General features: G+C 73.7%; 18 protein-coding genes and 1 tRNA gene. 17 read left to right on the forward strand and 2 right to left on the reverse strand.

Annotated features, from left to right (window positions below):
• Positions 1 to 15: 15 nt before the first annotated feature.
• Positions 16 to 849, forward strand: a complete 834-nt coding sequence (gene rsmI / locus LFA75_RS15820; protein ID WP_225234574.1) for a 16S rRNA (cytidine(1402)-2'-O)-methyltransferase — start codon at positions 16 to 18, stop codon at positions 847 to 849.
• Between the two features lie 125 nt (positions 850 to 974).
• Here the strand turns inward: rsmI and LFA75_RS15825 are convergent, their stop codons facing one another.
• Together LFA75_RS15825 and corA are read right to left on the reverse strand one after the other, a co-directional pair.
• Complete coding sequence (locus LFA75_RS15825; protein ID WP_225234575.1) at positions 975 to 1,910, reverse strand: DUF559 domain-containing protein; 936 nt, start codon at positions 1,908 to 1,910, stop codon at positions 975 to 977.
• Positions 1,911 to 2,134: 224 nt separating this feature from the next.
• A complete protein-coding gene (gene corA, locus LFA75_RS15830; RefSeq protein WP_225234576.1) occupies positions 2,135 to 3,235 on the reverse strand; it encodes a magnesium/cobalt transporter CorA in 1,101 nt (366 codons plus the stop codon).
• 111 nt (positions 3,236 to 3,346) lie between these two features.
• Between corA and LFA75_RS15835 the strand changes: the two genes are divergently transcribed.
• From LFA75_RS15835 to LFA75_RS15915, 16 genes are all read left to right on the forward strand, one after another.
• Positions 3,347 to 4,873 (forward strand): amino acid permease, encoded by a 1,527-nt coding sequence (locus LFA75_RS15835; RefSeq protein WP_225234577.1) that lies wholly within the window; start codon positions 3,347 to 3,349, stop codon positions 4,871 to 4,873.
• A 127-nt stretch (positions 4,874 to 5,000) separates the two neighbouring features.
• Complete coding sequence (locus LFA75_RS15840; RefSeq protein ID WP_225234578.1) at positions 5,001 to 5,633, forward strand: hypothetical protein; 633 nt, start codon at positions 5,001 to 5,003, stop codon at positions 5,631 to 5,633.
• A gap of 9 nt (positions 5,634 to 5,642) precedes the next feature.
• Positions 5,643 to 7,439 (forward strand): methionine--tRNA ligase, encoded by a 1,797-nt coding sequence (gene metG / locus LFA75_RS15845; RefSeq protein ID WP_225234579.1) that lies wholly within the window; start codon positions 5,643 to 5,645, stop codon positions 7,437 to 7,439.
• Positions 7,436 to 8,302 (forward strand): TatD family hydrolase, encoded by an 867-nt coding sequence (locus LFA75_RS15850; protein WP_225234580.1) that lies wholly within the window; start codon positions 7,436 to 7,438, stop codon positions 8,300 to 8,302. Before metG ends, LFA75_RS15850 begins: the two co-directional genes overlap by 4 nt.
• A gap of 68 nt (positions 8,303 to 8,370) precedes the next feature.
• Positions 8,371 to 9,204, forward strand: coding sequence for a hypothetical protein (locus LFA75_RS15855; protein ID WP_225234581.1), 834 nt, complete (start codon positions 8,371 to 8,373; stop codon positions 9,202 to 9,204).
• Positions 9,205 to 9,437: 233 nt separating this feature from the next.
• Positions 9,438 to 10,574: a transglycosylase family protein gene (locus tag LFA75_RS24020; protein ID WP_318250009.1), complete on the forward strand. Its 1,137-nt coding sequence runs from the start codon at positions 9,438 to 9,440 to the stop codon at positions 10,572 to 10,574.
• Positions 10,537 to 11,448: a 16S rRNA (adenine(1518)-N(6)/adenine(1519)-N(6))-dimethyltransferase RsmA gene (gene rsmA, locus LFA75_RS15870; protein ID WP_225234582.1), complete on the forward strand. Its 912-nt coding sequence runs from the start codon at positions 10,537 to 10,539 to the stop codon at positions 11,446 to 11,448. The genes LFA75_RS24020 and rsmA overlap by 38 nt, the downstream gene beginning before the upstream one ends.
• A gap of 4 nt (positions 11,449 to 11,452) precedes the next feature.
• Positions 11,453 to 12,406, forward strand: a complete 954-nt coding sequence (locus LFA75_RS15875) for a 4-(cytidine 5'-diphospho)-2-C-methyl-D-erythritol kinase (RefSeq protein ID WP_225234583.1) — start codon at positions 11,453 to 11,455, stop codon at positions 12,404 to 12,406.
• A 73-nt stretch (positions 12,407 to 12,479) separates the two neighbouring features.
• Positions 12,480 to 12,552 (forward strand) — tRNA-Gln (locus LFA75_RS15880).
• A gap of 18 nt (positions 12,553 to 12,570) precedes the next feature.
• A complete protein-coding gene (gene glmU / locus LFA75_RS15885) occupies positions 12,571 to 14,064 on the forward strand; it encodes a bifunctional UDP-N-acetylglucosamine diphosphorylase/glucosamine-1-phosphate N-acetyltransferase GlmU (protein WP_225234584.1) in 1,494 nt (497 codons plus the stop codon).
• Complete coding sequence (locus tag LFA75_RS15890) at positions 14,061 to 15,041, forward strand: ribose-phosphate diphosphokinase (RefSeq protein ID WP_225234585.1); 981 nt, start codon at positions 14,061 to 14,063, stop codon at positions 15,039 to 15,041. Before glmU ends, LFA75_RS15890 begins: the two co-directional genes overlap by 4 nt.
• Before the next feature lie 368 nt (positions 15,042 to 15,409).
• Positions 15,410 to 16,105: a 50S ribosomal protein L25/general stress protein Ctc gene (locus LFA75_RS15895; RefSeq protein WP_225234586.1), complete on the forward strand. Its 696-nt coding sequence runs from the start codon at positions 15,410 to 15,412 to the stop codon at positions 16,103 to 16,105.
• Positions 16,106 to 16,113: 8 nt separating this feature from the next.
• The gene (pth, locus tag LFA75_RS15900; RefSeq protein WP_225234587.1) at positions 16,114 to 16,767 is read left to right on the forward strand and encodes an aminoacyl-tRNA hydrolase; all 654 of its coding nucleotides are present in this window, start codon (positions 16,114 to 16,116) and stop codon (positions 16,765 to 16,767) included.
• Positions 16,768 to 17,202: 435 nt separating this feature from the next.
• Entirely contained in the window at positions 17,203 to 18,693 is a 1,491-nt protein-coding gene (locus LFA75_RS15905) for a sugar transferase (protein WP_225234588.1), read from the forward strand.
• A gap of 119 nt (positions 18,694 to 18,812) precedes the next feature.
• Entirely contained in the window at positions 18,813 to 22,361 is a 3,549-nt protein-coding gene (gene mfd, locus LFA75_RS15910; protein ID WP_225234589.1) for a transcription-repair coupling factor, read from the forward strand.
• On the forward strand, positions 22,358 to 23,170 hold the full coding sequence (locus tag LFA75_RS15915; protein WP_225234590.1) for a hypothetical protein: 813 nt from the start codon (positions 22,358 to 22,360) through the stop codon (positions 23,168 to 23,170). The genes mfd and LFA75_RS15915 overlap by 4 nt, the downstream gene beginning before the upstream one ends.
• Positions 23,171 to 23,186: the final 16 nt, after the last annotated feature.

A 23,186-nucleotide genomic window follows, 5' to 3' on the forward strand; every position in this document is an offset into this window, starting at 1 on the left:
TGACAGGCTCGTGCGGTGGCGGGACGACTGGTGCTGGGTGGTGCGCCGCTGGGTCAGCCCGGCGACGTCGGTCCGCGGCTGCGCGCGGTGATGGCCGAGGCCGATGTGCTGGCCTGCGAGGACACCCGCCGGCTGCACCGGCTGGCGCAGGACCTCGAGGTCACGTTCACCGGCCGCGTCGTCACCTTCCACGAGACCGTCGAGGCCTCCCGCCTGCCGGGCCTGGTCGCCGCCATGCAGGCCGGGCAGACCGTCCTGCTGCTCACCGACGCCGGCATGCCCTCGGTGTCGGACCCCGGCTACACGCTGGTGCGCGCCGCCGTCGAGGCCGGCGTGCTGGTGACGTCGGTGCCGGGGCCCTCGGCGGTCACCACCGCCCTGGCCGTGTCCGGGCTGCCCTGCGACCGGTTCACCTTCGAGGGCTTCCTGCCCCGCCGCGGCCGCCGGACGTCGTTCACCGCGCTGGCCGCCGAGCCGCGGACGATGGTGTTCTTCGAGTCCCCGCACCGCCTCGCCGACGCGCTCGTCGACGCGGCCGCGGTGCTGGGGGACGACCGGCCGGCCGTCGTCTGCCGCGAGCTGACCAAGACCCACGAGGAGGTCGTCCGCGGCACCCTCGGTTCGCTGGCCGTCTGGGCCGCCGAGGGCGTGCGCGGCGAGATCACCCTGGTCGTCGCCGGGGCGCCGGCCGGGCCCGCCGACCTGACCGCCGACGAGCTGGCCGCCGAGGTGGCCCGCGAGGAGGCGGCGGGGGAGACCCGCAAGGACGCCATCCGCGCCGTGGTGTCGCGCACGGGCCTGCCCAAGCGCGTCGTCTACGACGCCGTCGTCGCGGCGAAGACCCCCTGACCCACCCGCCCCCGCGGCCCGTAGTGCAACCCCGCCGCAGTCGACTCGGCTCTCCCGGCATGGGAGCCCATGCACCCACCTCGGGGCGCCGGGACTAGGTGCATGGGCTCCCATGCCGGGGTGGGTCAGGCCGACGCGCGCAGCTGCTGGACGCGGATGCGGTAGACGGCCAGGACCCTCGCCCGCACGCCGTCCGGGTCGCGGAGGACCTCTGCGTAGGTGAAGCGGAGCACCAGCCAGCCCATCGAGGCGAACATCGCATCGCGGGCGAGGTCGTCGGCCCGCTGCTGCGGCGAGGAGTGGAAGGCCGCGCCGTCCAGCTCGACGGCCAGCATCGCTTCCTTCCACGCCCGGTCGTGGTGGCGGGTGATGCCGTCCGGGCAGAGCACCGCTACCTGGCCCCGGCTGCGCGGAAGGGACCGGTGGGAGAAGACCCCGACCACGGCCAGGGCCTCCAGCTCGCTGGTCACACCGTCGGCGAGCAGGGCCGCGGTCCGGGCGAGGTCGCGGTGACCGCCGATGTTCGGCCGGCGTTGCGCTGCCGCAGCCAGCAGCGCGGGGTCCAACCGCGTGCGCCGGACCGCGTCGAGCACCGTCGGCCGGCGGTCGGCACGCGGGAGGTCCGGCCAGGCGTCGACCAGGCTGTCGGCGAGCGCGGTGACCCGGAGGCCCCGTACGACCTCGACGGCGTCCTGGTCGTCGTCCAGGCCCTGGCGCCGGTGCACGTGCAGGTCCCGGGCGCCGGACAGGCGCCTGCGGTGGTCCACCACCACGTGCACCGGGCCGGCCGGCTCGACCAGTCCGCGCAGGGCGAGTGCGCTGCGGTGGCTCAGGGCTGCGTGCGGACCCACGGAGAGGAGGGCTGCCAGCAGTCGGCGGTCGCCCGTGGCCGGGTTCCCCTTCGCCGTGTAGACGTGCGGGAACACCCGGCGCAGGACACCTCGCTCCACGAACCCGTCGAGCACCGTGCGCGGGACCACGCGGAGCAGCTCCTGGCGCGTCGCGAGCCCGCGCTGGGTCGACAGCAGGTCACCCACCAGCTCGATCCACGGCCGCTGCACGGCGTGGAGGTTGCAGCAGTTCGTCCGCGCCGGGAATCGGCCCCCGCCGTCCTGTGGACAGCGAGCGAACCCGTCGACCCACGACTTGGCCAGGCATGGGAGCCCATGCACCCACCTCTGAGTCCCGTGGATGGGTGCATGGGCTCCTATGCCGGGTTCAGGGGGTGGCGAGCGGCGAACGCCGTCGGTTGTGGACGGCGGCGGCGGAGGAGGGAGTCGCCGGGCTAGAGCCAGCCGCTGCGCTTGAAGGCGCGCCAGAGGGCGCCGCAGGCGGCGGCCATCAGCAGCAGCACCAGGGGGTAGCCCAGGTGCCACTTCAGCTCGGGCATGTACTCGAAGTTCATGCCGTAGATGCCGGCGATCGCGGTGGGGACGGCGATGATGCCGGCCCACGCGGAGATCTTGCGCATGTCCTCGTTGTCCGACAGCGAGGTCCGGGCCAGCGACGCCTGCAGGATGGAGGACAGCAGCTCGTCCAGGGAGGCGATCTGGTCGCGCACCCGGATGGTGTGGTCCTGCACGTCGCGGAAGTAGGACCGCATCTCCTCGGGGACGACCTGCACCTGCCGCTCGGCCAGCGCGTGCAGCGGGACGTCGAGGGGGGTCACCGCCCGGCGCAGCTGCATGAGCTCGCGCTTGAGCTGGTAGAGCCGGGGGATGTCGTCGGTGCGCTGCGGGGAGAAGACCGAGGCCTCCAGCTCGTCGACGTCCTCCTCGACGTCGGCGGCGACCTCCACGTAGTGGTCGACGACCAGGTCGGCCACGGCGTAGAGCACCGCGGACGGACCGTGGCAGAGCAGGTCGGGTTGCTCCTCCAGGCGGTGCCGCAGCTCGGCCAGCCCGCCGTGCTGCCCGTGCCGCACGGTGATCACGTAGTGCTCGCCGAGGAAGATCATCACCTCGCCGGTGTCGACGACCTCGCTGGTGGAGGTCAGCTCCTCGTGCTCGACGTAGGAGGCGGTCTTCAGCACCACGAACAGGGCGTCGTCGTACCGGTCGAGCTTGGGCCGCTGGTGGGCGTAGACGGCGTCCTCGACGGCGAGCGGGTGCAGCCCGTACTCCTGGGCGATCGACTCGAACTCCGCCTCGGAGGGCTCGTAGAGGCCCAGCCAGACGAAGCCGCCGCGCTCCCGGGCCACGCGCAGGGCGTCAGCGGGGCCGACGTCGGGCACGCGGTGGCCCTCGACGTACACCCCGCAGCCGACGACCGGGTCCCCCTCGGGCCGCTGCGGGGCGGGGTGTAGGGGCACCCCGGCGGGCCGCGGGACGTGCCGCGGCCGGGGCCTCGGGGCCGCGGCGTCGGTGCGGGCGTCGGTGCTGCTCATGTCTCTCCTCCGCTGCGCGGTCGACGGCGAGCGTAGGCGTGCGGGCCGACGTGACGCGTGGCACGCTCCGCACACCACACGTGATCAACAAGCAACGCAGGGGGAACGCACATGGCCGTCGCCAACGGCAGGCGCGTCAAGAGCGTCGAGGACTCGATCAGCGACACCGAGGAGCCGGAGCACCAGCTCAAGAAGAACCTGTCCGGCCTGGACCTCACCGTCTTCGGCGTCGGCGTCATCATCGGGACCGGCATCTTCGTGCTGACCGGCGAGGTCGCGCAGACCACCGCCGGCCCCGCCGTCGCCATCTCCTTCGTCATCGCCGGCATCGTCTGCGGGCTCGCCGCGCTCTGCTACGCCGAGTTCGCCTCGACGGTGCCGGTCGCCGGGTCGGCCTACACGTTCTCCTACGCCACCTTCGGCGAGCTGGTCGCCTGGATCATCGGCTGGGACCTGGTGCTCGAGCTCGCGCTGGGCGCCGCGACGGTCAGCGTCGGGTGGTCGGGCTACCTCAACCAGCTGCTGAGCGACATCGGCATCGGGCTGCCCGAGACGATCGCCGGCGAGACGGCCCGCTTCAACATCCCGGCCATGTTCATCGCGCTGCTGATGACCGGGGTGCTGATCCTCGGGGTGAAGCTCTCCTCGCGGATCACCTCGATCATCGTGGCCATCAAGGTCGTGATCGTGCTGCTGGTCATCGTGGTCGGCGTCTTCTACGTCAAGGCCGCCAACTTCTCGCCGTTCATCCCGCCGACCGAGCCGGCCGAGGGCGGCGGGTCGGGCCTGACCCAGCCGTTCATCCAGCTGCTCACCGGCTTCGCCCCGGCGAGCTTCGGCGTCGAGGGCGTCATCGCCGGTGCCGCGGTCGTGTTCTTCGCCTTCATCGGCTTCGACATCGTGGCCACCGCGGCGGAGGAGACCAAGGACCCGGCCAAGGACCTGCCGCGCGGCATCTTCGGCTCCCTGGCCGTCTGCACGATCCTCTACGTCCTGGTCAGCCTGGTCGTCGTGGGCATGCAGAACTACACCGAGCTCAACGCCTCGGCCCCGCTGGCCGGTGCGTTCTCCAGCGTCGGGCTGCCGTTCTTCTCCGGGGTCATCTCGGTCGGCGCCCTGGCCGGCCTGACCAGCGTGGTGATGATCCTGCTGCTGGGCCAGTCCCGGGTGCTGTTCGCCATGAGCCGGGACCACCTGCTGCCCGCCGGGCTGGCCAAGGTGCACCCCACCTACGGCACGCCGTACCGGATCACCCTGATCACCGGTGTGGTCGTGGCGGTCATGGCCGGGCTGATCCCGCTGGGCACCCTGGCCGAGCTGGTCAACATCGGCACCCTGTTCGCGTTCGTGCTGGTCAGCGTCGGGGTCATCGTGCTCCGCAGGACCCGTCCCGACCTGCCGCGGGCCTTCCGGGTGCCGCTCATGCCGGTGCTGCCGATCGTGGCCGCGCTGGCCAGCCTCTACCTGATGCTGAACCTGCCCACCGACACCTGGATCCGGTTCGCGGTCTGGATGCTGATCGGCGTGGGCGTCTACTACGCCTACGGACGGCGGCACAGCCGGCTGGCCAAGGGCGGCGACCACGACCACAGCGTGGAGACCGGCGACGGCACCACCGGGCAGGGCCACCAGCGGTAGCTCTGCGCGACGACGACGGCGGGGCCGTCTCACCCACCCGGGTGAGGCGGCCCCGTCCGCGTCTCCGGACCCGTGCGCGGGGGGACGACCTCATCGGTGACCAACCGTCACCGGCCAGGGAGTCACGTTGTCCAGCACCGCCGTCGCGCTGCCCCGTCTGCCGCGCACCCGGGCCACCGGACGACCGCGCGCACCGCTGGCCGTGCTGGCCGTCGGGGCGCTGGCCGTGGTGCAGGCCGTCGGCCTGCTGGCGCTGGGTCTCACCTCGCTGGACGCCGTGTGGGGCGACGGCCTGCGCCCGCCCGGCGCCCTGGTCGCCGGCACGCTCATCGGGCTGGCCGCCTGGGTCGTGCTCGTCGCCGCGGGCGGGGCCACCCTCGTCGACGGCGCCGGGAACCGCCTGCTCGTCGCGGTGGCGGTCGGGGAGCTGGTGCTGCTCGGCGTCCTCGCCCTGGGCGGCGTCGCCGACGGGGTCCGCCAGGTCGCCCTGGCCGGGCAGACCGTGTCGCTGTCGGCCCTGGCGGTGACGGCCGCCGTCGTCCCGTTGACCAAGCTCCTGCTGGGCACGTCGCCGGCGGCCGGGTCGTGGACGGCGACCCCCCGCCGTCCGGCGCGGGCCCCGCGCCCGCCGGCGGCCCACCGCAGGGTGCGCGCGGTGACCCTGGCCGTCATCGGGCTGGCCCTGGTGACGGTGTCGCTGACCGGTCAGCCGGCACCGGTCGGGACCGCGGCCACGAGCTCGGTCGACAGCGCTCACTAGTCTCGTGGCGTGAGTGATCGCCACATCCTGACCGCGGTCGCCTGGCCCTACGCCAACGGCCCCCGGCACATCGGCCACGTCTCGGGCTTCGGTGTGCCCTCCGACGTGTTCAGCCGGTACCAGCGGATGGCCGGCAACAAGGTGCTCATGGTCAGCGGCACCGACGAGCACGGCACCCCGATCACCGTGGCCGCCGACGCCGAGGGCGTCGGCCCGCAGGAGATCGCCGACCGGAACAACCGGATCATCGTCGGGGACCTGACCGGCCTGGGGCTCAGCTACGACCTGTTCACCCGGACGACGACGGCCAACCACGCCGCGGTCAGCCAGGAGATCTTCCTCGGGCTGCTGAAGAACGGGTACGTCTTCCCGCAGACCACGCTCGGTGCCATCAGCCCGTCGACCGGCCGCACGCTGCCCGACCGCTACATCGAGGGCACCTGCCCGATCTGCGGCTACGACGGCGCCCGCGGCGACCAGTGCGACAACTGCGGCAACCAGCTCGACCCGGTCGACCTGATCAACCCGGTGTCCAAGATCAACGGCGAGACGCCGAAGTTCGTGGAGAGCGAGCACTGGTTCCTGGACCTGCCGGCCTTCGCCAAGGCGCTGGGGGACTGGCTGGGCACCCGGAAGAGCTGGCGGCCCAACGTCCTGAACTTCAGCATCAACCTGCTGGCCGACCTCAAGCCGCGCAGCTACACCCGCGACATCGACTGGGGCATCCGCATCCCGCTGCCGGACTGGCGCGAGCGCGACGACAAGCGCATCTACGTCTGGTTCGACGCGGTCGTGGGCTACCTGTCGGCGTCGATCGAGTGGGCGCGGCGCACCGGGGACGCCGAGGCGTGGCGGCAGTGGTGGCAGTCCCCGGACGCCGACGCCTACTACTTCATGGGCAAGGACAACATCGTCTTCCACGCCGAGATCTGGCCCGCGCAGCTGCTGGGCTACAACGGCGGGGGCGACAAGGGCGGGACGCCGGGGTCCTACGGGGCGCTGAACCTGCCCACCGAGGTGGTCTCCAGCGAGTTCCTGACGATGGAGGGCAAGAAGTTCTCCTCCTCGCGCCGGGTGGTCATCTACGTCCGGGACTTCCTCGAGCGCTACGACGCCGACGCCCTGCGGTACTTCATCGCCGTCGCCGGCCCGGAGAACCAGGACACCGACTTCACCTGGGCCGAGTTCCGCCGCCGGAACAACGACGAGCTGGTCGCCGGCTGGGGCAACCTGGTCAACCGGTCGATCTCGATGGCCGCCAAGAACGTGGGTGCCGTCCCGCAGCCCGGTGACCTGACCGACGCCGACCGCGACCTGCTGTCCACCACCTCCGGCGCGTTCGGCACCGTGGGCGACCTGCTGGGCCGCAACCGGCAGAAGGCCGCGATCAACGAGGCCATGCGGGTGGTCGGCGAGGCCAACAAGTACCTGTCCGACCAGGCGCCGTGGAAGCTCAAGGAGGACCCGGCCCGCCGGGACTCCGTGCTGTTCACCGCGCTGCAGGCGATCAAGGACTGCAACGGCCTGCTCTCGCCGTTCCTGCCGCACGCCGCGCAGCAGGTGCACGAGCTGCTGGGCGGGGAGGGCACCTGGTCGGTGCAGCCGCGGATCGAGGAGGTCACCGACCTCGACGACGGCCGCGGGTACCCGATCATCACCGGGGACTACGAGACCGGCCAGGCGGTCTGGGCCTCGGTGCCGATCACCCCGGGGACGCCGCTGGCCACGCCGACGCCGGTGTTCACCAAGCTCGACGAGTCGATCGTGGAGGAGGAGCTCCGTCGGTTCGGGGAGGGCGGGGAGTGAGCCGCTCGGCGTCCTCCCGCGCGAACAAGCGGGGCGAGCCACCGCCGTCCCCGGAGCCGTTGCCGGCACCCGCGCTGGACAGCCACACCCACCTCGACATCGCCGTCGGCGGTGAGGACCGGCTGCCCGCCGACGACGAGGTGGACGCCGAGATCGCGGCCGCGGCCGCGGTGGGGGTGACCCGGCTGGTGCAGGTGGGTGTCGACGTCCCGAGCTCGCGGTGGTCGGCGGCGCTGGCCGCGCGGCACCGGTCGGTGCTGGCCGCCGTGGCGCTGCACCCCAACGAGGCCGGTGCCGGCGCGGCCACGCCCGAGGCGCTGGCCGAGATCGACCGGCTCGCCGCGCTGCCGCGGGTCCGGGCGGTGGGGGAGACCGGGCTGGACCGGTTCCGCACCGGGCCCGAGGGGTGGGACGCCCAGGAGGCCTCCTTCCGCGCGCACATCGCGATCGCCAAGCGGCACGGCATCGCCCTGGTCATCCACGACCGGGACGCCCACCCGGAGATCCTGCGGGTGCTCGACGACGTGGGGCTGCCCGAGCACACCGTCTTCCACTGCTTCTCCGGCGACGCCGCCTTCGCCCGGCAGTGTCTGGACCGAGGCGCCGTGCTCTCCTTCGCCGGCACCCTGACCTTCGGCAACGCCGGCTACCTCCGCGAGGCCGCCGCCATCGCGCCGGCGGACCAGCTGCTGGTCGAGACCGACAGCCCGTTCCTGACCCCGGTCCCGCACCGGGGCCGCCCCAACGCCTCCCGGCTGGTGCCGCACACGGTGCGTGCCCTCGCCGAGGTGACCGGGATCGAGCTGCCGGCGCTGTGCGACCAGCTCACGGCCACGGCGGAGCGGGTCTTCGGCAGCTGGTAGGACGCCGCCCGCGGCCCGTCCGGGCGCCCCCCGGGCGCGGCGCCGCGCGGAGGACGACAATGAGCAGGGTGGGTCGCCTCATCGCCGTCGTGCTCTTCATCGCCGTGATGGTGCCCTCGGGCCTGCTGGCCCGCGGGTGGGCCAGGGCGGCCGACCGCCGGCTCGTGGCCGGTGGGTCCGTGGAGCTGGTGCCGCCCTCGGAGGCGGGCGCCGCGGTGCTCGCCCGGCAGGCCCGGCACGGGCGCCGGGTACGGCAGCTGGGGCTGGTGCTGGGCGTCGTCCTGGTGGGCGTGAGCGTGGTCCTCCTCGCCGAGGCGTCAGTGTTCCTGTGGGTGCCCGCGCTGGTGGTGGGCCTGCTGGCCGGGGTGCTGCTCGCCGAGGCGACGCGCCCCCGACCGCGCTGGGCCGCGGGGTCGCGGCGGCCGCGTCGCGGGGAGCAGATCTCGCCGTGGCTGCTGTGGACGATGCGGGCCGCGGTGGTCGCGGAGCTGGCGACGGCCTGGCTGCTGTGGTCGGGCGGGTCCCTGGACGACGGCGTAGCGATCACCGCGCTGGTCGTGCCGGCGGCGGGCTGGCTGCTGGCCGAGGTCGCCCTGCTCCGGCTCGTCGTGCGCCCGCTGGCCGCCGACGGCGCCGACGTCCCGGTCGACGAGGCGCTGCGCACCTGGACAGCGCACCTGGTGACGGCAGCGGTCAGCGTGGTCGCGCTCATCCCGCTGGGGGCGCTGCTGCTGGTCGCCGGGGTCGACCTGGGGGACCGGGTGACCGACGGGGTCGACCTGGTGCCGGTCGCCCTGGTCGCCGGTGGCTTCTCGGCCATCACCGCGGGGCTCGCGGTGGCGTTCTTCCTCGCCACCTGGATCCGCCCGGTGCGGCACGCGGCCCCGGTGCTGGCCGGCTGACCCAGGTCACACGGTGACGCTGGTCACGTCACGCCCCGTCGGGTAGTCCGCGACAGAACAGGGCCTACGTGACGGTTGGTGTCGGCGTGGCTACTCCATGTCGACTGATCGACCTGATCTCATGTCGTCAGCAGCGCCGCAGGACCCCAAACGTTCGTTACCGTGTCGTGACCGACCCGTCGGGGTGGGGACAGCCGTCTCCTGCCCGGGCCCCCGTGACCCGTGGATGTGCCGTGCACCGAACGCTCAAGCTCAGTCTCTTCGCCCTGGTCCTCGTCGGCCTCGTGGGCGGTTCCTTCGCCTACCTGGTCGCCCAGAAGTCGGTGACGATCACCGTCGACGGCCAGTCCCGCGAGGTCAGCACCTACGCCTCGACCGCCGGTGAGGTCCTCTCCGACGAGGACATCCAGGTCGCCGCGGACGACGTCGTCCTGCCCTCGGTCGACAGCGCGGTCGACGACGGCGACACCGTCGTCCTCAACCGGGCACGTCCCCTCGAGCTCACCGTCGACGGCGTCACCGACACGATCACCACCACGGCGCTGTCGGTCGATGAGGCGCTGGACCAGCTCGGCTACCGCGGCGACGGCCTGGTGCTGAGCGCCTCCCGCAGCGAGCGGCTGCCCCTGGACGGCATGGCCCTGCAGGTGACGACGCCCAAGACCGTCACGGTGATCGCCGACGGCGTCACGCGCGAGGTCACCACCACCGCCGGCACAGCCGGGGACCTGCTGGCCGAGCAGGGGCTGACGCTGTCGGCCACCGACCGCGCCAGCCTCTACCCGACCGCCCCGCTCATGGACCGGATGGTCCTGCAGGTGTGGCGGGTGCAGGTCAGCGAGGTCACCGAGACCCAGGTCGTGGACTACCAGACGGTGGAGACCGAGGACCCCGCGTCCCCGGAGGGCACCCGCGAGGTCACCACCGAGGGCGTCGAGGGCGAGCAGACCACCACCTACACCGTCACCGTGACCGACGGCGTCGAGACCAGCCGCGTGCCCGGTCCCGTCACCGTGACCCGGGCCCCGGTCGACGAGCAGGTCTCCGTCGGCACCGCCGAGGCCCCGGCCCCGGCCGCCTCGGCACCGGCGGGCGGTTCGAACACCGGCGCCTCGGCCCCGGCGTCGACCAGCGGGCTGGACTGGGACGCCCTGGCGCAGTGCGAGGCCGGCGGCAACTGGTCCATCAACACCGGCAACGGCTACTACGGCGGGCTGCAGTACAACATCTCGACGTGGAACGCCTACGGCGGCGCGGAGTTCGCCTCCCGCCCCGACCTCGCCACCCGTGAGCAGCAGATCGCCGTGGGGGAGCGCACCTACGCCGCCCGCGGTGCCTCGCCGTGGCCCTCCTGCGGCCGCCGGCTCTGAACCGCTGAGCACGACCGCCGACGCCTCGGACGGGTTGCTGGGCCCGGCTGCGATCCGCAGCCTGGCCCAGCAGCTCGACCTGCGTCCCACCAAGCAGCTCGGGCAGAACTTCCTGCACGACGCCAACACCATCCGGCGCATCGTGCGCACCGCCGAGCTGCGGGCCGACGACGTGGTCTGCGAGATCGGGCCCGGGCTGGGGTCGCTGACCCTGGGCCTGCTGCCCGCCGCCGAGCGGGTCGTCGCGGTCGAGATCGACCCGCGCCTGGCCGAGCAGCTGCCGCGCACCGTCGCCGAGCGCACCCCGGCGCTGGCCGACCGGCTGACCGTGGTCACCGCGGACGCGATGCGGCTCACCGAGCTCCCCGGTCCGGCGCCCACCGCGCTGGTGGCGAACCTGCCCTACAACATCTCGGTCCCGGTGCTGCTGCACCTGCTCGAGCGGTTCCCGACCATCCGCACGGCGCTGGTGCTGGTGCAGCTCGAGGTGGCCGAGCGGCTGGCCGCGGCCGCCGGCAGCGACGCCTACGGCGTGCCCAGCGTGAAGGCGGCCTGGTACGCCGACGTACGCCGCGCCGGCGCGGTGGGGCGCCCGGTGTTCTGGCCGGTGCCCAACGTCGACTCCGGCCTGGTCCGGCTGACCCGGCGCGAGCCCCCGCCCGGCGACCGGCTGGCCACCTTCGCCGCGGTGGACGCCGCCTTCGCCACCCGGCGCAAGGGGCTCCGCGCCGCCCTCGCCGGCTGGGCGGGCAGCCCGGCCGCCGCCGAGACCCGGTTGCGGGCCGCCGGCATCGACCCGACCTGGCGCGGCGAGCGGCTGTCGGTCGAGGACTTCGCCCGGTTGGCGGCCACCGAACCGGTCCCGGCAGGCTGAGCGCATGCCGCACGCGACCGCCGGGGGACCCGGCCGGATCCACGGGGACGGGTCGGTCACCGCGCACGCGCCGGCGAAGATCAACGTGCACCTGGCGGTGGGGCCGCTGCGCGCCGACGGCTTCCACGAGCTGACCACGGTGTACCTGGCCGTCTCGCTGCTGGACTCGGTGACCGCGTGGCCCGACGACGGGCTCTCGCTGACCGTGACCGGCGAGGGTGCCGGCGGCGACGTCCCCACCGATTCCCGCAACCTGGTCTGGCAGGCCGCCGAGCTGCTGGCCCGGCACGCGGGTGTGCGCGCCGACGCCGCCCTGCACATCGACAAGTCGATCCCGGCCGCGGCCGGCCTGGCCGGCGGGTCGGCCGACGCCGCCGCCGCGCTGGTCGCCCTCGACGCCCTGTGGGGGACCCGCTGCACCCGCGGCGACCTGGCCGGGCTGGCCGCCCGGCTGGGCAGCGACGTCCCCTTCTCCCTGGTCGGCGGCGTGGCCCTGGGCACCGGTCGCGGTGAGCAGCTGTCGCCGTCGCTGAGCCGGCGGCGCACCGACTGGGTCCTCGGCGTGGCCGGGACCGGGCTGTCCACCCCCAAGGTCTACCGGGAGCTGGACCGGCTGCGCGCCACCGGGCAGGTCGCGGCGGACGCCGGTGCCGGGCAGCCCGACGACGTGCTCACCGCCCTGCGCGACGGACCCGACGCCACCCTCGCCGGGTTCCTGGCCAACGACCTGCAGGCCCCGGCCCTCGAGCTGCGGCCCGACCTGCGGGCCGGGCTGGCGGCGATGACCGGCGCCGGCGCGCTGGGTGCCCTGGTCAGCGGATCCGGCCCGACCGTGGCCGGGCTGGTCGAGGATGCCGACGCCGCGGCCGGCACCGCCGACGCCCTGGTGGCCGCCGGGGCGTTCCGGTTGGCGCACGCGGTGCACGGCCCCGTTCCCGGCGCACGGCTGGCCGGCTGAGGGAGTCCCCGTGGTCGACCTGCCCGCCACCGCGCCCTAGGCTCGGACGCGCCTCCGGCCCGACCGGGGGCGGTGGGGGATGGGGTAATCGGCAGCCCGCCGGCCTTTGGTGCCGTGCAGTCTCGGTTCGAGTCCGAGTCCCCCAGCTGGATCCGGTGCGCCGGATGTCCCCACCGCCGTCCCGGGAGCAGAAGTTGACCCAAGCTCAGCCGTCCGTCGCCGCCGTCGTCGTCCTCGCGGCGGGCCAGGGCACCCGCATGCGGTCCCGCACCCCGAAGGTGCTGCACGCGATCGGCGGGCGCAGCATGCTCGGCCACGTGCTGGCCGCGGTCGCGCCGCTGGGCGGGGCGCGCACGGTGGTCGTGGTCGGCTCGGGCCGGGACCAGGTGGAGGCCCACCTCGCCGACATCGCGCCCGACGCCCGCGCGGTGCTGCAGGAGCAGCAGAACGGTTCCGGGCACGCCGCGGCGATCGCGCTGGACGCGCTCACCGACGTCGACGGTCCGGTGCTCATCGTCAACGGCGACGCCCCGCTGCTGCGGACCAGCACCGTGCAGGCGCTGGTCGACGCCCACCGCTCGGCCGGGGACCTGCTCACCGTGCTCACCGCGTCCGTGCCCGACCCGACCGGGCTCGGCCGGATCGTGCGCGACGGCGAGGGTCGGGTGACCGCCATCGTCGAGGAGCGCGACGCCACCCCGGAGCAGCGGACGATCACCGAGGTCAACGCCGGGGTGTACCTCGGCGACCGCGCCGCCGTCCGCGCCGCGCTGTCCCGGGTCGGCGCGGCCAACGACCAGGGCGAGCAGTACCTCACCGACGTCCTGGGCCTGCTGGTCGGCGACGGGGCGCCGGTCGGCGGGCACCGCGCCGCGGACGCCGACGACACCCTGGGCTGCAACGACCGACGCGAGCTGGCCGCCCGCCGACGCACCCTCAACGACCGGGTGCTCGACGACCTCATGCGCGGCGGGGTGACCGTGGTCGACCCGCTGACCACCTGGGTGGACGTGACCGTGGATGTCGGGCCGGACACCGTGCTGCACCCCGGCACCCAGCTGCTGGGCGCCACGATGGTGGCCGGCGGCGCGGTCGTCGGCCCGGACAGCACGCTCACCGACACCGAGGTGGGCGAGGGTGCCCGCGTCGTCCGCACCCACGCCGACCTCGCCGTCGTCGGGCCCGACGTCCAGGTCGGGCCGTTCGCCTACCTGCGGCCGGGCACCCGGCTGGCCCGCGGCTCGAAGGTCGGCACGTTCGTGGAGACGAAGAACGCCTCGCTGGGGGAGGGGTCGAAGATCCCGCACCTGTCCTACGTCGGGGACGCCACGATCGGGGAGGGCACCAACATCGGGGCCGCCACCGTCTTCGTCAACTACGACGGCGTGGCCAAGCACCACACGACGATCGGCGACCACGCCCGCACCGGCGCGGACAACATGTTCGTCGCGCCGGTGACGGTCGGGGACGGCGCGTACACCGCGGCCGGCTCGGTGATCACCACGGACGTGCCGCCGGGGGCCATGGGTGTGGCCCGGGCCACCCAGCGCAATGTGGAAGGGTGGGTGGGCCGCCGCCGTCCTGGTACGGCCGCGGCCGCAGCCGCCGAGGCCGCCCACGGCCGCGGCACCGACGATGCCCAGGGGACCCGGTCATGAGCGCCATCACCCAGACGCCCACCAAGAGCCTGATGCTCTTCTCCGGGCGGGCCTACCCCGAGCTGGCCGACGAGATCGGCGGCCACCTCGGCATCACGCCCACCCCCACCTCGAGCTACGAGTTCGCCAACGGTGAGCTCTACGTGCGCTTCGAGGAGTCCGTCCGGGGGTGCGACGCGTTCATCCTGCAGAGCCACACCTCGCCGATCAACACCTGGCTGATGGAGTCGCTGCTGATGGTGGACGCCGCCAAGCGTGCCTCGGCCAAGCGGATCACCGTCGTCGCGCCCTTCTTCCCCTACGCCCGGCAGGACAAGAAGCACCGCGGCCGCGAGCCCATCTCCGCCCGCCTGGTCGCCGACCTGTTCAAGACCGCCGGCGCCGACCGGCTGATGTCGGTGGACCTGCACACCGCCCAGGTGCAGGGCTTCTTCGACGGCCCGGTCGACCACCTCTTCGCGATGGACCTCCTCATCGAGGAGGTCAAGCGCAAGTGGGGCGACCGCGACCTCACCGTCGTCTCGCCCGACTCCGGCCGCGTCCGGGTCTCCGAGCGCTGGTCGGACAAGCTCGGCGGCACCCCGCTGGCCTTCATCCACAAGACCCGTGACATGACCCGGCCCAACGAGGTCGTCGCCAACCGCGTCGTCGGCGACGTCCGCGGCCGGGTCTGCATCCTGGTCGACGACATGATCGACACCGGCGGCACCATCACCAAGGCCGCCGAGACCCTGTTCGCCGAGGGTGCTGCCGACGTCGTCATCGCCGCCACCCACGGCGTGCTCTCCGGCCCGGCCGTCGACCGGCTCAAGAACAGCCGGGCCGCCGAGGTGCTCATCACCAACACGCTGCCCATCCCGCCCGAGCGGCAGTTCGACAAGCTCACCGTGCTCTCCATCGCCCCCTTGCTCGCCCGGGCGATCAGGGAGGTCTTCGAGGACGGCTCGGTGACGAGCCTCTTCGACGGGGCGTCGTGACATGAGCACATCGTCGCGCTGCGCGCTCCCACCGCGGCCAGGAGCCGTCCCCCTGGGGCGCTGAGCTGCTGCTGCGACGGCTCGGGGAGAGGCTCTGCCCCTCCCGTCGCCCTCGCCCGACCTCCGGTCGGATGGCGAGTTCGGCCGTCTGACGAGTCCACCCTCGGGGAGGGGATCGTGCCTCACCCCTCCCGCTCGGGCGGACGGCCTGCGGCCTCCTGTGGTCGGGGCGTCGTGCTCGCCGGTGTACTGTCTCGCCTGTTGCCCGGCGAGGGAGCTTGTGCTCCGTGATCGACGTGCGTGTGCCTGCTGCAGGTGTGCCGCGCGTCCCGCCGGCCCGCACACCGTCTAGCTAGGAGCACACCACCGTGGCCGATTTCCGCCTCGCCGCCGAGCCCCGCACCGAGTTCGGCAAGGGCAGCGCCCGCCGGACCCGTCGGGCCGGTCGCGTCCCCGCCGTCCTCTACGGGCACGGAATGGACGTCGTCCACCTGTCCGTCCCCGCCCGGGAGTTCGCCGCCGCGCTGCGCAACGGCGGCACCAACGTGCTGCTGACCGTGACCCTCGAGGGCACCGAGCACCTGGCGCTGACCAAGGCCATCCAGCGCGACCCGCTGACCCGCGTCCACGAGCACGTCGACCTGCTGGTCGTCCGCCGCGGCGAGAAGGTCACCGTCGACGTCCCCGTCATCACCGTGGGCGACCCGGCGCCGGAGACCATCACCAACCACGAGCTGAACACCATCTCGCTCGAGGCCGACGCCACCAAGATCCCCGAGTCGATCGAGGTCGACATCACCGGCCGCGCCGCCGGCGAGGGCATCAGCGCGGCCGACCTGGTCCTGCCCGAGGGCGCGACCCTGCTCACCGACCCCGAGGCCCAGGTCGTCGGCTTCCTGGCCGCCCCGACCGCCGAGGCGCTCGAGGCCGAGCTCGCCGAGGCCGAGGCCGAGGCCGGCATCGAGCGCGACGAGTCCGACGCCGACGGCGACGTCGTCCCGGAGCCGTCGGACCAGGGCAGCGGCGAGTCGATGGACGCCGCCAGCAACTCCGCGGACAACTGAGCGGTCCCTTGACCGAGAGCACGACCCGCAGGGGCGCCGGCACCGCCGGCGCCCCTGCGGCGTCCCCGCCGCCGGTCCCCGAGGGCCCGTTCCTCGTCGTGGGACTGGGCAACCCCGGACCCGGCTACGCCGGCAATCGGCACAACGTCGGCGCCATGGTGCTGGCCGAGCTGGCCGCCCGGGCGGGGGCGAAGCTGTCGCCGGGCAAAGGCCCGCGGTCCCGCTCGCTGTCCGGCGACGGCCGGCTGGCCGGGCGCCGGGTGGTGCTCGCCCAGCCCACCACCTACATGAACGAGTCCGGCGGACCTGTCCAGGGCCTGCTCGGCTACCACTCGATCTCCCCGACGGAGCTGGTCGTGCTCCACGACGAGCTCGACCTGGACTTCGACGTCGTCCGGCTCAAGCGCGGCGGCGGCGAGGGCGGGCACAACGGGCTGCGCTCGATCTCCCGGTCCACCGGGACGAAGGACTACCTGCGGGTCCGGGTCGGCATCGGCCGCCCGCCCGGTCGGCAGGACCCCGCCGATTTCGTCCTCAAGGACTTCTCCGCCACCGAGCGGAAGACACTCGAGCTGCTCGTCGGCGAGGCCGCCGACGCCACCGAGCTGCTGCTGGAGAGGGGCCTCGAGGCCGCGCAGAACGTGGTGCACCCCCGTTCGTGAACCGCCGGGGTCCAGGTGGTCCCTCGTAAGGGTGGTTCGGCCTCGCAACCAATTGACCCTGCGTGATCAGCCCGTTCAAGGTTGTCGATGAAGAGCGCGAGTCGTCACCGACGGCGAGCGCAGCGGGACCACCTGGTCTCGTCGTGCGTACTTCACCGGCACCAGGGGGACGACAGCGTGACTTCGAGCGGGACCACGACTCAGCCGGCCGACGGCGACGACGTCGGCGGCGTGCCCGGCGTGCAGCCCCCCGAGCTCCGGTCCGAGCAGCTGACCACGTCCGCGCGCGCGGCCCGGAAGCAGGAACTCGGTCGGGCGGCCGAGCTCGCTGCGGAAGCGGCTGCAGCTGGGCTGCACAGCGACGCGCTGATCGGCGCGGCCTCCGTGCGACCCATCGGCGTACCCCGCCCGGTTCCGTCGCGTCGGACCGCCGGCGTGAGCCGAGCCGTCGCCGGCCTCAACCGGCGGGTGAGCGACCGCGGCCTGGCCCACGTCGCCACCGGGCCGGCCTACGACCCGTTCACCGCCCGCCGCCGGCGCACTCCTGAATGGCTGGTCAACTACACCGCGGGCCTGGTCCTCGGCGACCTGGCCGCCGGAGCGTTGGCCCTCGTCCTCGTCGACCTCTTGGGGGGCGCAGCTTGGCTGACGTCGAGCACGGGCGCGTTCGTGCTCGGCGGGTGGGTGGCGACCCTGGGGCTGCTCGGGGCCTACGCCGAACGCCGGCTCGGCGGGGGGCCGGACGAGTACCGCCGTGTGCTGGGCACGGGCATCGCCCTGGCCGCCGGGCTCGGCGCCGGCCTCGCCGCTGCTCCAGAGGCGCCGGTGCGTGCGCTGCTGCTGGTGGGTCTGCCCATGGCCACGATGCTGGGGCTGCTCGGTCGGAACCTGCAGCGGCGCCGCCTGCACCGGGCCCGCCGCGAGGGTCGGATGGCCAAGCGGGTCGTCGTGGTCGGCCGCGAGGTCGCCTTGGTCGACCTGGTCAGGAGACTGCGTCGGGACTCTGCAGCGGGCTGGCAGGTGATCGGCGCCTGCGTCCCCGACCCGGGCAGCGCCGGCGGATTGGGCAGGGACGGCGTCCACGTGCTGGGCGGCCTGGACCACGTGGCGTCGGTGCTGGACAACGTCCGGGCGGACGCCGTGATCGTCGCATCGGCCAGCGAGACGGCCGCGCTGTACCTGCGTGAGCTGTCCTGGACGCTCGAGGGGACCAACATCGAGCTGCTCGTCGTGCCCGGTCTGATCGAGGTGGCACCCGACCGGCTCCAGATCCGCCCCACATCGAGCGTCCCGCTCATCCAGGTCGGCGAGCCAGAGTTCCGCGGGTTGCGGAGGGTGGTCAAGTCTGCGATCGACCGTGCCGCGGCCGGTGTCGTGCTGCTCATCGGGGCACCTCTGTTCGCGGCCCTCGCCATCGCGGTGAAGACGAGCAGTCCAGGGCCGGTGTTCTACCGCCATCGGCGCATCGGCAAGCGCGGTCGCGAGTTCGACCTCCTCAAGTTCCGCAGCATGGTGGTGGGCGCCGACGCCCAGCTCGAGGGGCTGGTGGTCATGAGCGACGGGAACGACGTCCAGTTCAAGATGCGGCAGGACCCCCGGATCACGGGTGTCGGGGCGTTCCTGCGCAAGTTCTCCCTCGACGAGCTGCCCCAGTTGATCAACGTCCTCCGGGGGGACATGTCGTTGGTCGGTCCGCGCCCGCACGTGACGCGCGAGGTCGAGCAGTACGGGGACGACATGCACCGCCGACTCCTGGTCAAGCCCGGCATCACCGGGTTGTGGCAGGTGAGCGGCCGTTCCGATCTGTCGTGGGACGAGTCGGTCGAGCTCGACGTGCGGTACGTGGAGAACTGGTCGCTCGGACGCGATCTGGCGATCCTGTGGCGAACCGCGCGTGCGGTGATCAAGGGCGCAGGAGCCTACTGACCTGGGCGGGCGCAGGGGGTGGCCGCGGGGACTAACCTCGTCCGTGGCCCCCCGCGCACCCGTGCGCCCTGCCGGGAAGCGTGAGCGGTGCGGCCGGGACCCGATGGAGCAGAACCCTCGTGAGCCTGCGCGGCGTGCTCGACGTCGTCCTGACCGACCCCGGTGTGGCCCGGGTGGTGGACCGGGCCGGCGCCGCCGACCTGGCCGTCACCGCCCCGCCCACCGTCCAGCCGCTGGTGGCCGCCGCCCTGGCGGCCCCGTCGCCGGGTGCCGACGTCCCGGTCCTGGTGGTCACCGCGGGCGAGCGGGACGCCGACGCGACCGCCACCCTGCTGCGCTGCTTCGTCCCGGACCGCCGGGTCGAGGTGTTCCCGGCTTGGGAGACGCTGCCGCACGAGCGGCTGAGCCCCCGGGCGGACACCGTCGGCCGCCGGCTGGCCGTGCTGCGCGACCTCACCCACCCCGAGGCCGCCACCGGCCGGATCGACGTGCTGGTCGCCCCCATCCGCAGCCTGCTGCAGCCGCTGGCCCCGGGCCTGGGTGACCTGGTCCCGGTGGAGCTGAGGTCGGGCGACGCCGCGGAGCTCGACGTGGTCAGCCGGCAGCTCGCCGACATGGCCTACACCCGGGTGGAGCTGGTCGAGAAGCGCGGTGAGTTCGCCGTCCGCGGTGGTCTGCTCGACGTCTTCCCGCCCACCGAGCCGCACCCGGTCCGGGTGGAGTTCTGGGGCGACGAGGTGGACGAGCTGCGCTACTTCTCCGCTGCCGACCAGCGCTCCCTGGACGAGCGGCCCGAGCGGCTGTGGGCCCCGCCGTGCCGCGAGCTGCTGCTCACCCCCGAGGTCCGCGAGCGCGCCCGCGCCCTGGGCGTCGAGCACCCCGAGCTGGTCGAGGTCACCGACAAGCTCGCCGAGGGCATCGCGGTCGAGGGCATGGAGGCCCTCATCCCGGCGCTGATCGGCGCGGCCCGGATGGAGCTGCTCACCGACCTCGTGCCGCGTGGCACGCACGTGCTGGTCTGCGACCCCGAGCGGGTGCGCAGCCGGGCCGCCGACCTGGTCCGCACGGCCGAGGAGTTCCTCGCCGCCTCCTGGCAGACCGCCGCCGAGGCCGGCCAGGCCCCGATCGACCTGGGCGCCTCCTCCTTCCGCGACCTGGAGGACGTCGCCGACGACGCCCGCGGCCGCGGTCTGCCGTGGTGGACCACCGGTGCGTTCACCCTGGCCAGCGAGGACGACGACACCCACATCACCCTGGACGCGACCGGGGTGGACCGGTTCCACGGCGACGCCGACGCCGCCCAGGCGACGCTGCGCGACTGGGGCCGCGAGGACTGGCGGGTGGTGCTCACCTTCGCCGGCCCGGGCCCCGCCCAACGCGCCGCCGACCAGCTCACCGAGGCCGACCTCGGCGTCCGGCTGGTCCCGGACATCGCCGCCCCGCAGGACAGCGGCCTGACCTACGTCACCCAGGGCAACCTGGAGGCCGGGTTCGCCTTCCCGGGCGTGAAGCTGGCGCTGCTCACCGAGCACGACCTCACCGGCCAGCGCGGCACCTCGATGCGCGACGCGACCAAGATGCCGGCCCGCCGCCGCAACGCCGTCGACCTGGTGCAGCTGCAGCCCGGCGACCTCGTCGTCCACGAGCAGCACGGCGTCGGCCGGTACCTGGAGATGGTCAGCCGCACCGTGCACGGCGGGCAGCGCGACTACCTGATCGTCGAGTACGCCCCCGGCAAGCGGAACCAGCCGCCGGACCGGCTCTTCGTGCCCACCGACGCCCTGGACCAGCTCACCCGGTACGTCGGCGGCGAGGCCCCGGCGCTCTCCAAGCTCGGCGGGGCCGACTGGGCCAAGACCAAGGGCCAGGCCCGCAAGGCGGTCAAGCAGATCGCCGCCGAGCTCATCCGGCTGTACTCGGCACGCATGGCCAGCAAGGGCCACGCCTTCGGCCCGGACACCGTGTGGCAGCGCGAGCTCGAGGACGCCTTCCCGTTCCAGGAGACCCCCGACCAGCTGGCCGCGATCGACGAGGTCAAGGCCGACATGGCCCAGCCGGTGCCGATGGACCGGATCATCTGCGGCGACGTCGGCTACGGCAAGACCGAGATCGCCATCCGCGCAGCGTTCAAGGCCGTGCAGGACGGCAAGCAGGTCGGCGTCCTGGTGCCGACCACGCTGCTGGCCAACCAGCACTTCAAGACCTTCTCCGAGCGGATGGCGCAGTTCCCGGTCACCGTCGCGGTGCTGTCGCGCTTCCAGTCGAAGACCGAGTCCGACGAGACGCTGCGCAAGCTGGCCGACGGCGAGGTCGACGTCCTGGTCGGCACGCACCGGCTGCTGCAGCCGACCACCCGGTTCAAGGACCTGGGCCTGGTGATCGTCGACGAGGAGCAGCGCTTCGGGGTCGAGCACAAGGAGTACCTGAAGTCGATGCGGACGGCGGTCGACGTGCTGTCGATGTCCGCGACGCCGATCCCGCGCACCCTGGAGATGAGCCTCACCGGCATCCGGGAGATGTCGACGATCCTCACCCCGCCCGAGGAGCGGCACCCGGTGCTGACCTACGTCGGTGCCTGGGAGGACAAGCAGATGGCCGCGGCCATCCGCCGCGAGCTGCTGCGCGACGGCCAGGTCTTCGTCATCCACAACCGGGTGCAGTCCATCGACAAGGCCGCGGCCACCATCCGCCGGCTGGTGCCCGAAGCCCGGGTGGCCGTGGGCCACGGGCAGATGAAGGAGCACGAGCTCGAGAAGATCATGGTCGGCTTCTGGGAGAAGGAGTACGACGTCCTGGTCGCGACCACGATCGTCGAGTCCGGGCTGGACATCCCCAACGCCAACACCCTGATCGTCGACCGGGCCGACACCTTCGGGCTCTCCCAGCTGCACCAGATCCGCGGCCGCGTCGGCCGTGGCCGGGAGCGGGCGTACGCCTACTTCACCTACGACCCCAGCCGGCCGCTGACCGAGACCTCGGTCGACCGGCTGACCACCATCGCCAACAACACCGACCTCGGGGCCGGCATGGCCGTGGCGATGAAGGACCTGGAGATCCGCGGGTCGGGCAACCTGCTGGGCGGCGAGCAGTCCGGGCACATCGCCGGGGTCGGCTTCGACCTCTACGTGCGCCTGGTCGGCGAGGCGGTCAGCGACTACCGCGCGCGGGCGACGGGGGAGTCCCCGGCCGTGGAGCCGGCCGACGTCCGGGTCGACCTGCCGGTCGACGCGCACCTGCCGCACGACTACGTGCCCGGCGAGCGGCTGCGGATGGAGGCCTACCGCAAGGTCGCCTCCGTGCAGGACGACGACCAGGCCCAGGCCGTGCTCGACGAGCTCACCGACCGCTACGGGCCGGCGCCCGCCCCGGTGCTCAACCTGCTGGCGGTGGCCCGCTTCCGGGCCGCCATGCGTGGCCTGGGCATCACCGAGGTGTCGATGGCCGGGCGCAACGTGCGGCTGAGCCCGGTCGACCTGCGGGAGTCCCAGCAGATGAAGCTGGCCCGGCTGGCCGAGGGCGCGTCCTACAAGTCGGCCGGCAACCTGGTGTCGATCAAGGTGCCGGTCGGCCCGGACCGCCGCACCCCGCTGCGCGACGTGGCGCTGCTGGAGAAGCTGCACGCTCTCATGACGTCGGTGGTGGAGCAGCCGGTCGCGGCCTCGGCGTGATCCTCGCCGTGGTCGCCCTCGCCGGCGCCGTCCTCTGCTACGGCGTCGCCGGCGACCGGCTGAGCGTCGGCGCGCAGGCGGCCGGCCCCACCCTGCGGTCCCGCGCCTGGTGGACCGGGACCGGGCTGCAGGCCGGGGCCTTCCTGCTGGCGCTGGTCGCCCGGCGCGAGCTGCCCCTGCTGGTGGTGCAGTCCGCGATCGTGGCCGCCCTCGCCGTCCCCGCCGTGCTGCAGCGGCTCACCGGCACCCGCCGGTGGGGGCGGGGTGAGGTCCTGGCGGTGGTCGGGACGATCGCCGGGCTGGCCCTGCTGTCGGCGGCCACGCTGACCGGGCCGGCCGTCGTCCGCGGGGGAGCGGTGCTCGGCTGGCTCGCCGCCGGGCTGCTGGTGGCCGTCGTGGGCGTGCTGCTGCCGCCGAGCACCTGGGTGGCCGGCACCCTGGCCGGCATCGCCTTCTCCGTCGGGGCGGTGGGCGCGCGGGTGCTGGTGTCGGAGCTGCCGACCCGGTGGTGGCAGGTGTGGGAGCTGCCGGCGAGCTCCTGGCTGGCCGGAGCGTTGACCGCCGGTGGGCTGCTGCTCGGCCAGCTGCACCTCACCCGCGGGCTGACCGGCGCACCGGCCGTCCCGGTGCTGGCGATCATGTACGTGGTCAGCACCATCGCGCCGGCCGCGGTCGGGCACTGGCTGCTGGCCGAGGGGGTCCGCCCGGGGTGGGGGATCCCGGCCGTGGCCGGGTGCGCGCTGGCCCTGGTCGCCGCCGTCCGGCTGCTCGGCACCGGTCGGGAGCAGGCCGCGCCCGCGTCGGGGTGAGTCCTGGATCACCCCG

The sequence above is a fragment of the Klenkia terrae genome, assembly GCF_900491935.1.
Classification (GTDB): Bacteria; Actinomycetota; Actinomycetes; order Mycobacteriales; family Geodermatophilaceae; genus Klenkia; species Klenkia terrae.

Excerpts from the sequence above, each read along its gene's own strand:
- corA (WP_225234576.1), bottom strand. The coding sequence starts at position 3,235 with ATGAGCAGCACCGACGCCCGCACCGACGCCGCGGCCCCGAGGCCCCGG.
- LFA75_RS15835 (WP_225234577.1), top strand. The coding sequence starts at position 3,347 with ATGGCCGTCGCCAACGGCAGGCGCGTCAAGAGCGTCGAGGACTCGATC.
- LFA75_RS15875 (WP_225234583.1), top strand. The coding sequence starts at position 11,453 with ATGCCGCACGCGACCGCCGGGGGACCCGGCCGGATCCACGGGGACGGG.
- glmU (WP_225234584.1), top strand. The coding sequence starts at position 12,571 with ATGTCCCCACCGCCGTCCCGGGAGCAGAAGTTGACCCAAGCTCAGCCG.
- LFA75_RS15890 (WP_225234585.1), top strand. The coding sequence starts at position 14,061 with ATGAGCGCCATCACCCAGACGCCCACCAAGAGCCTGATGCTCTTCTCC.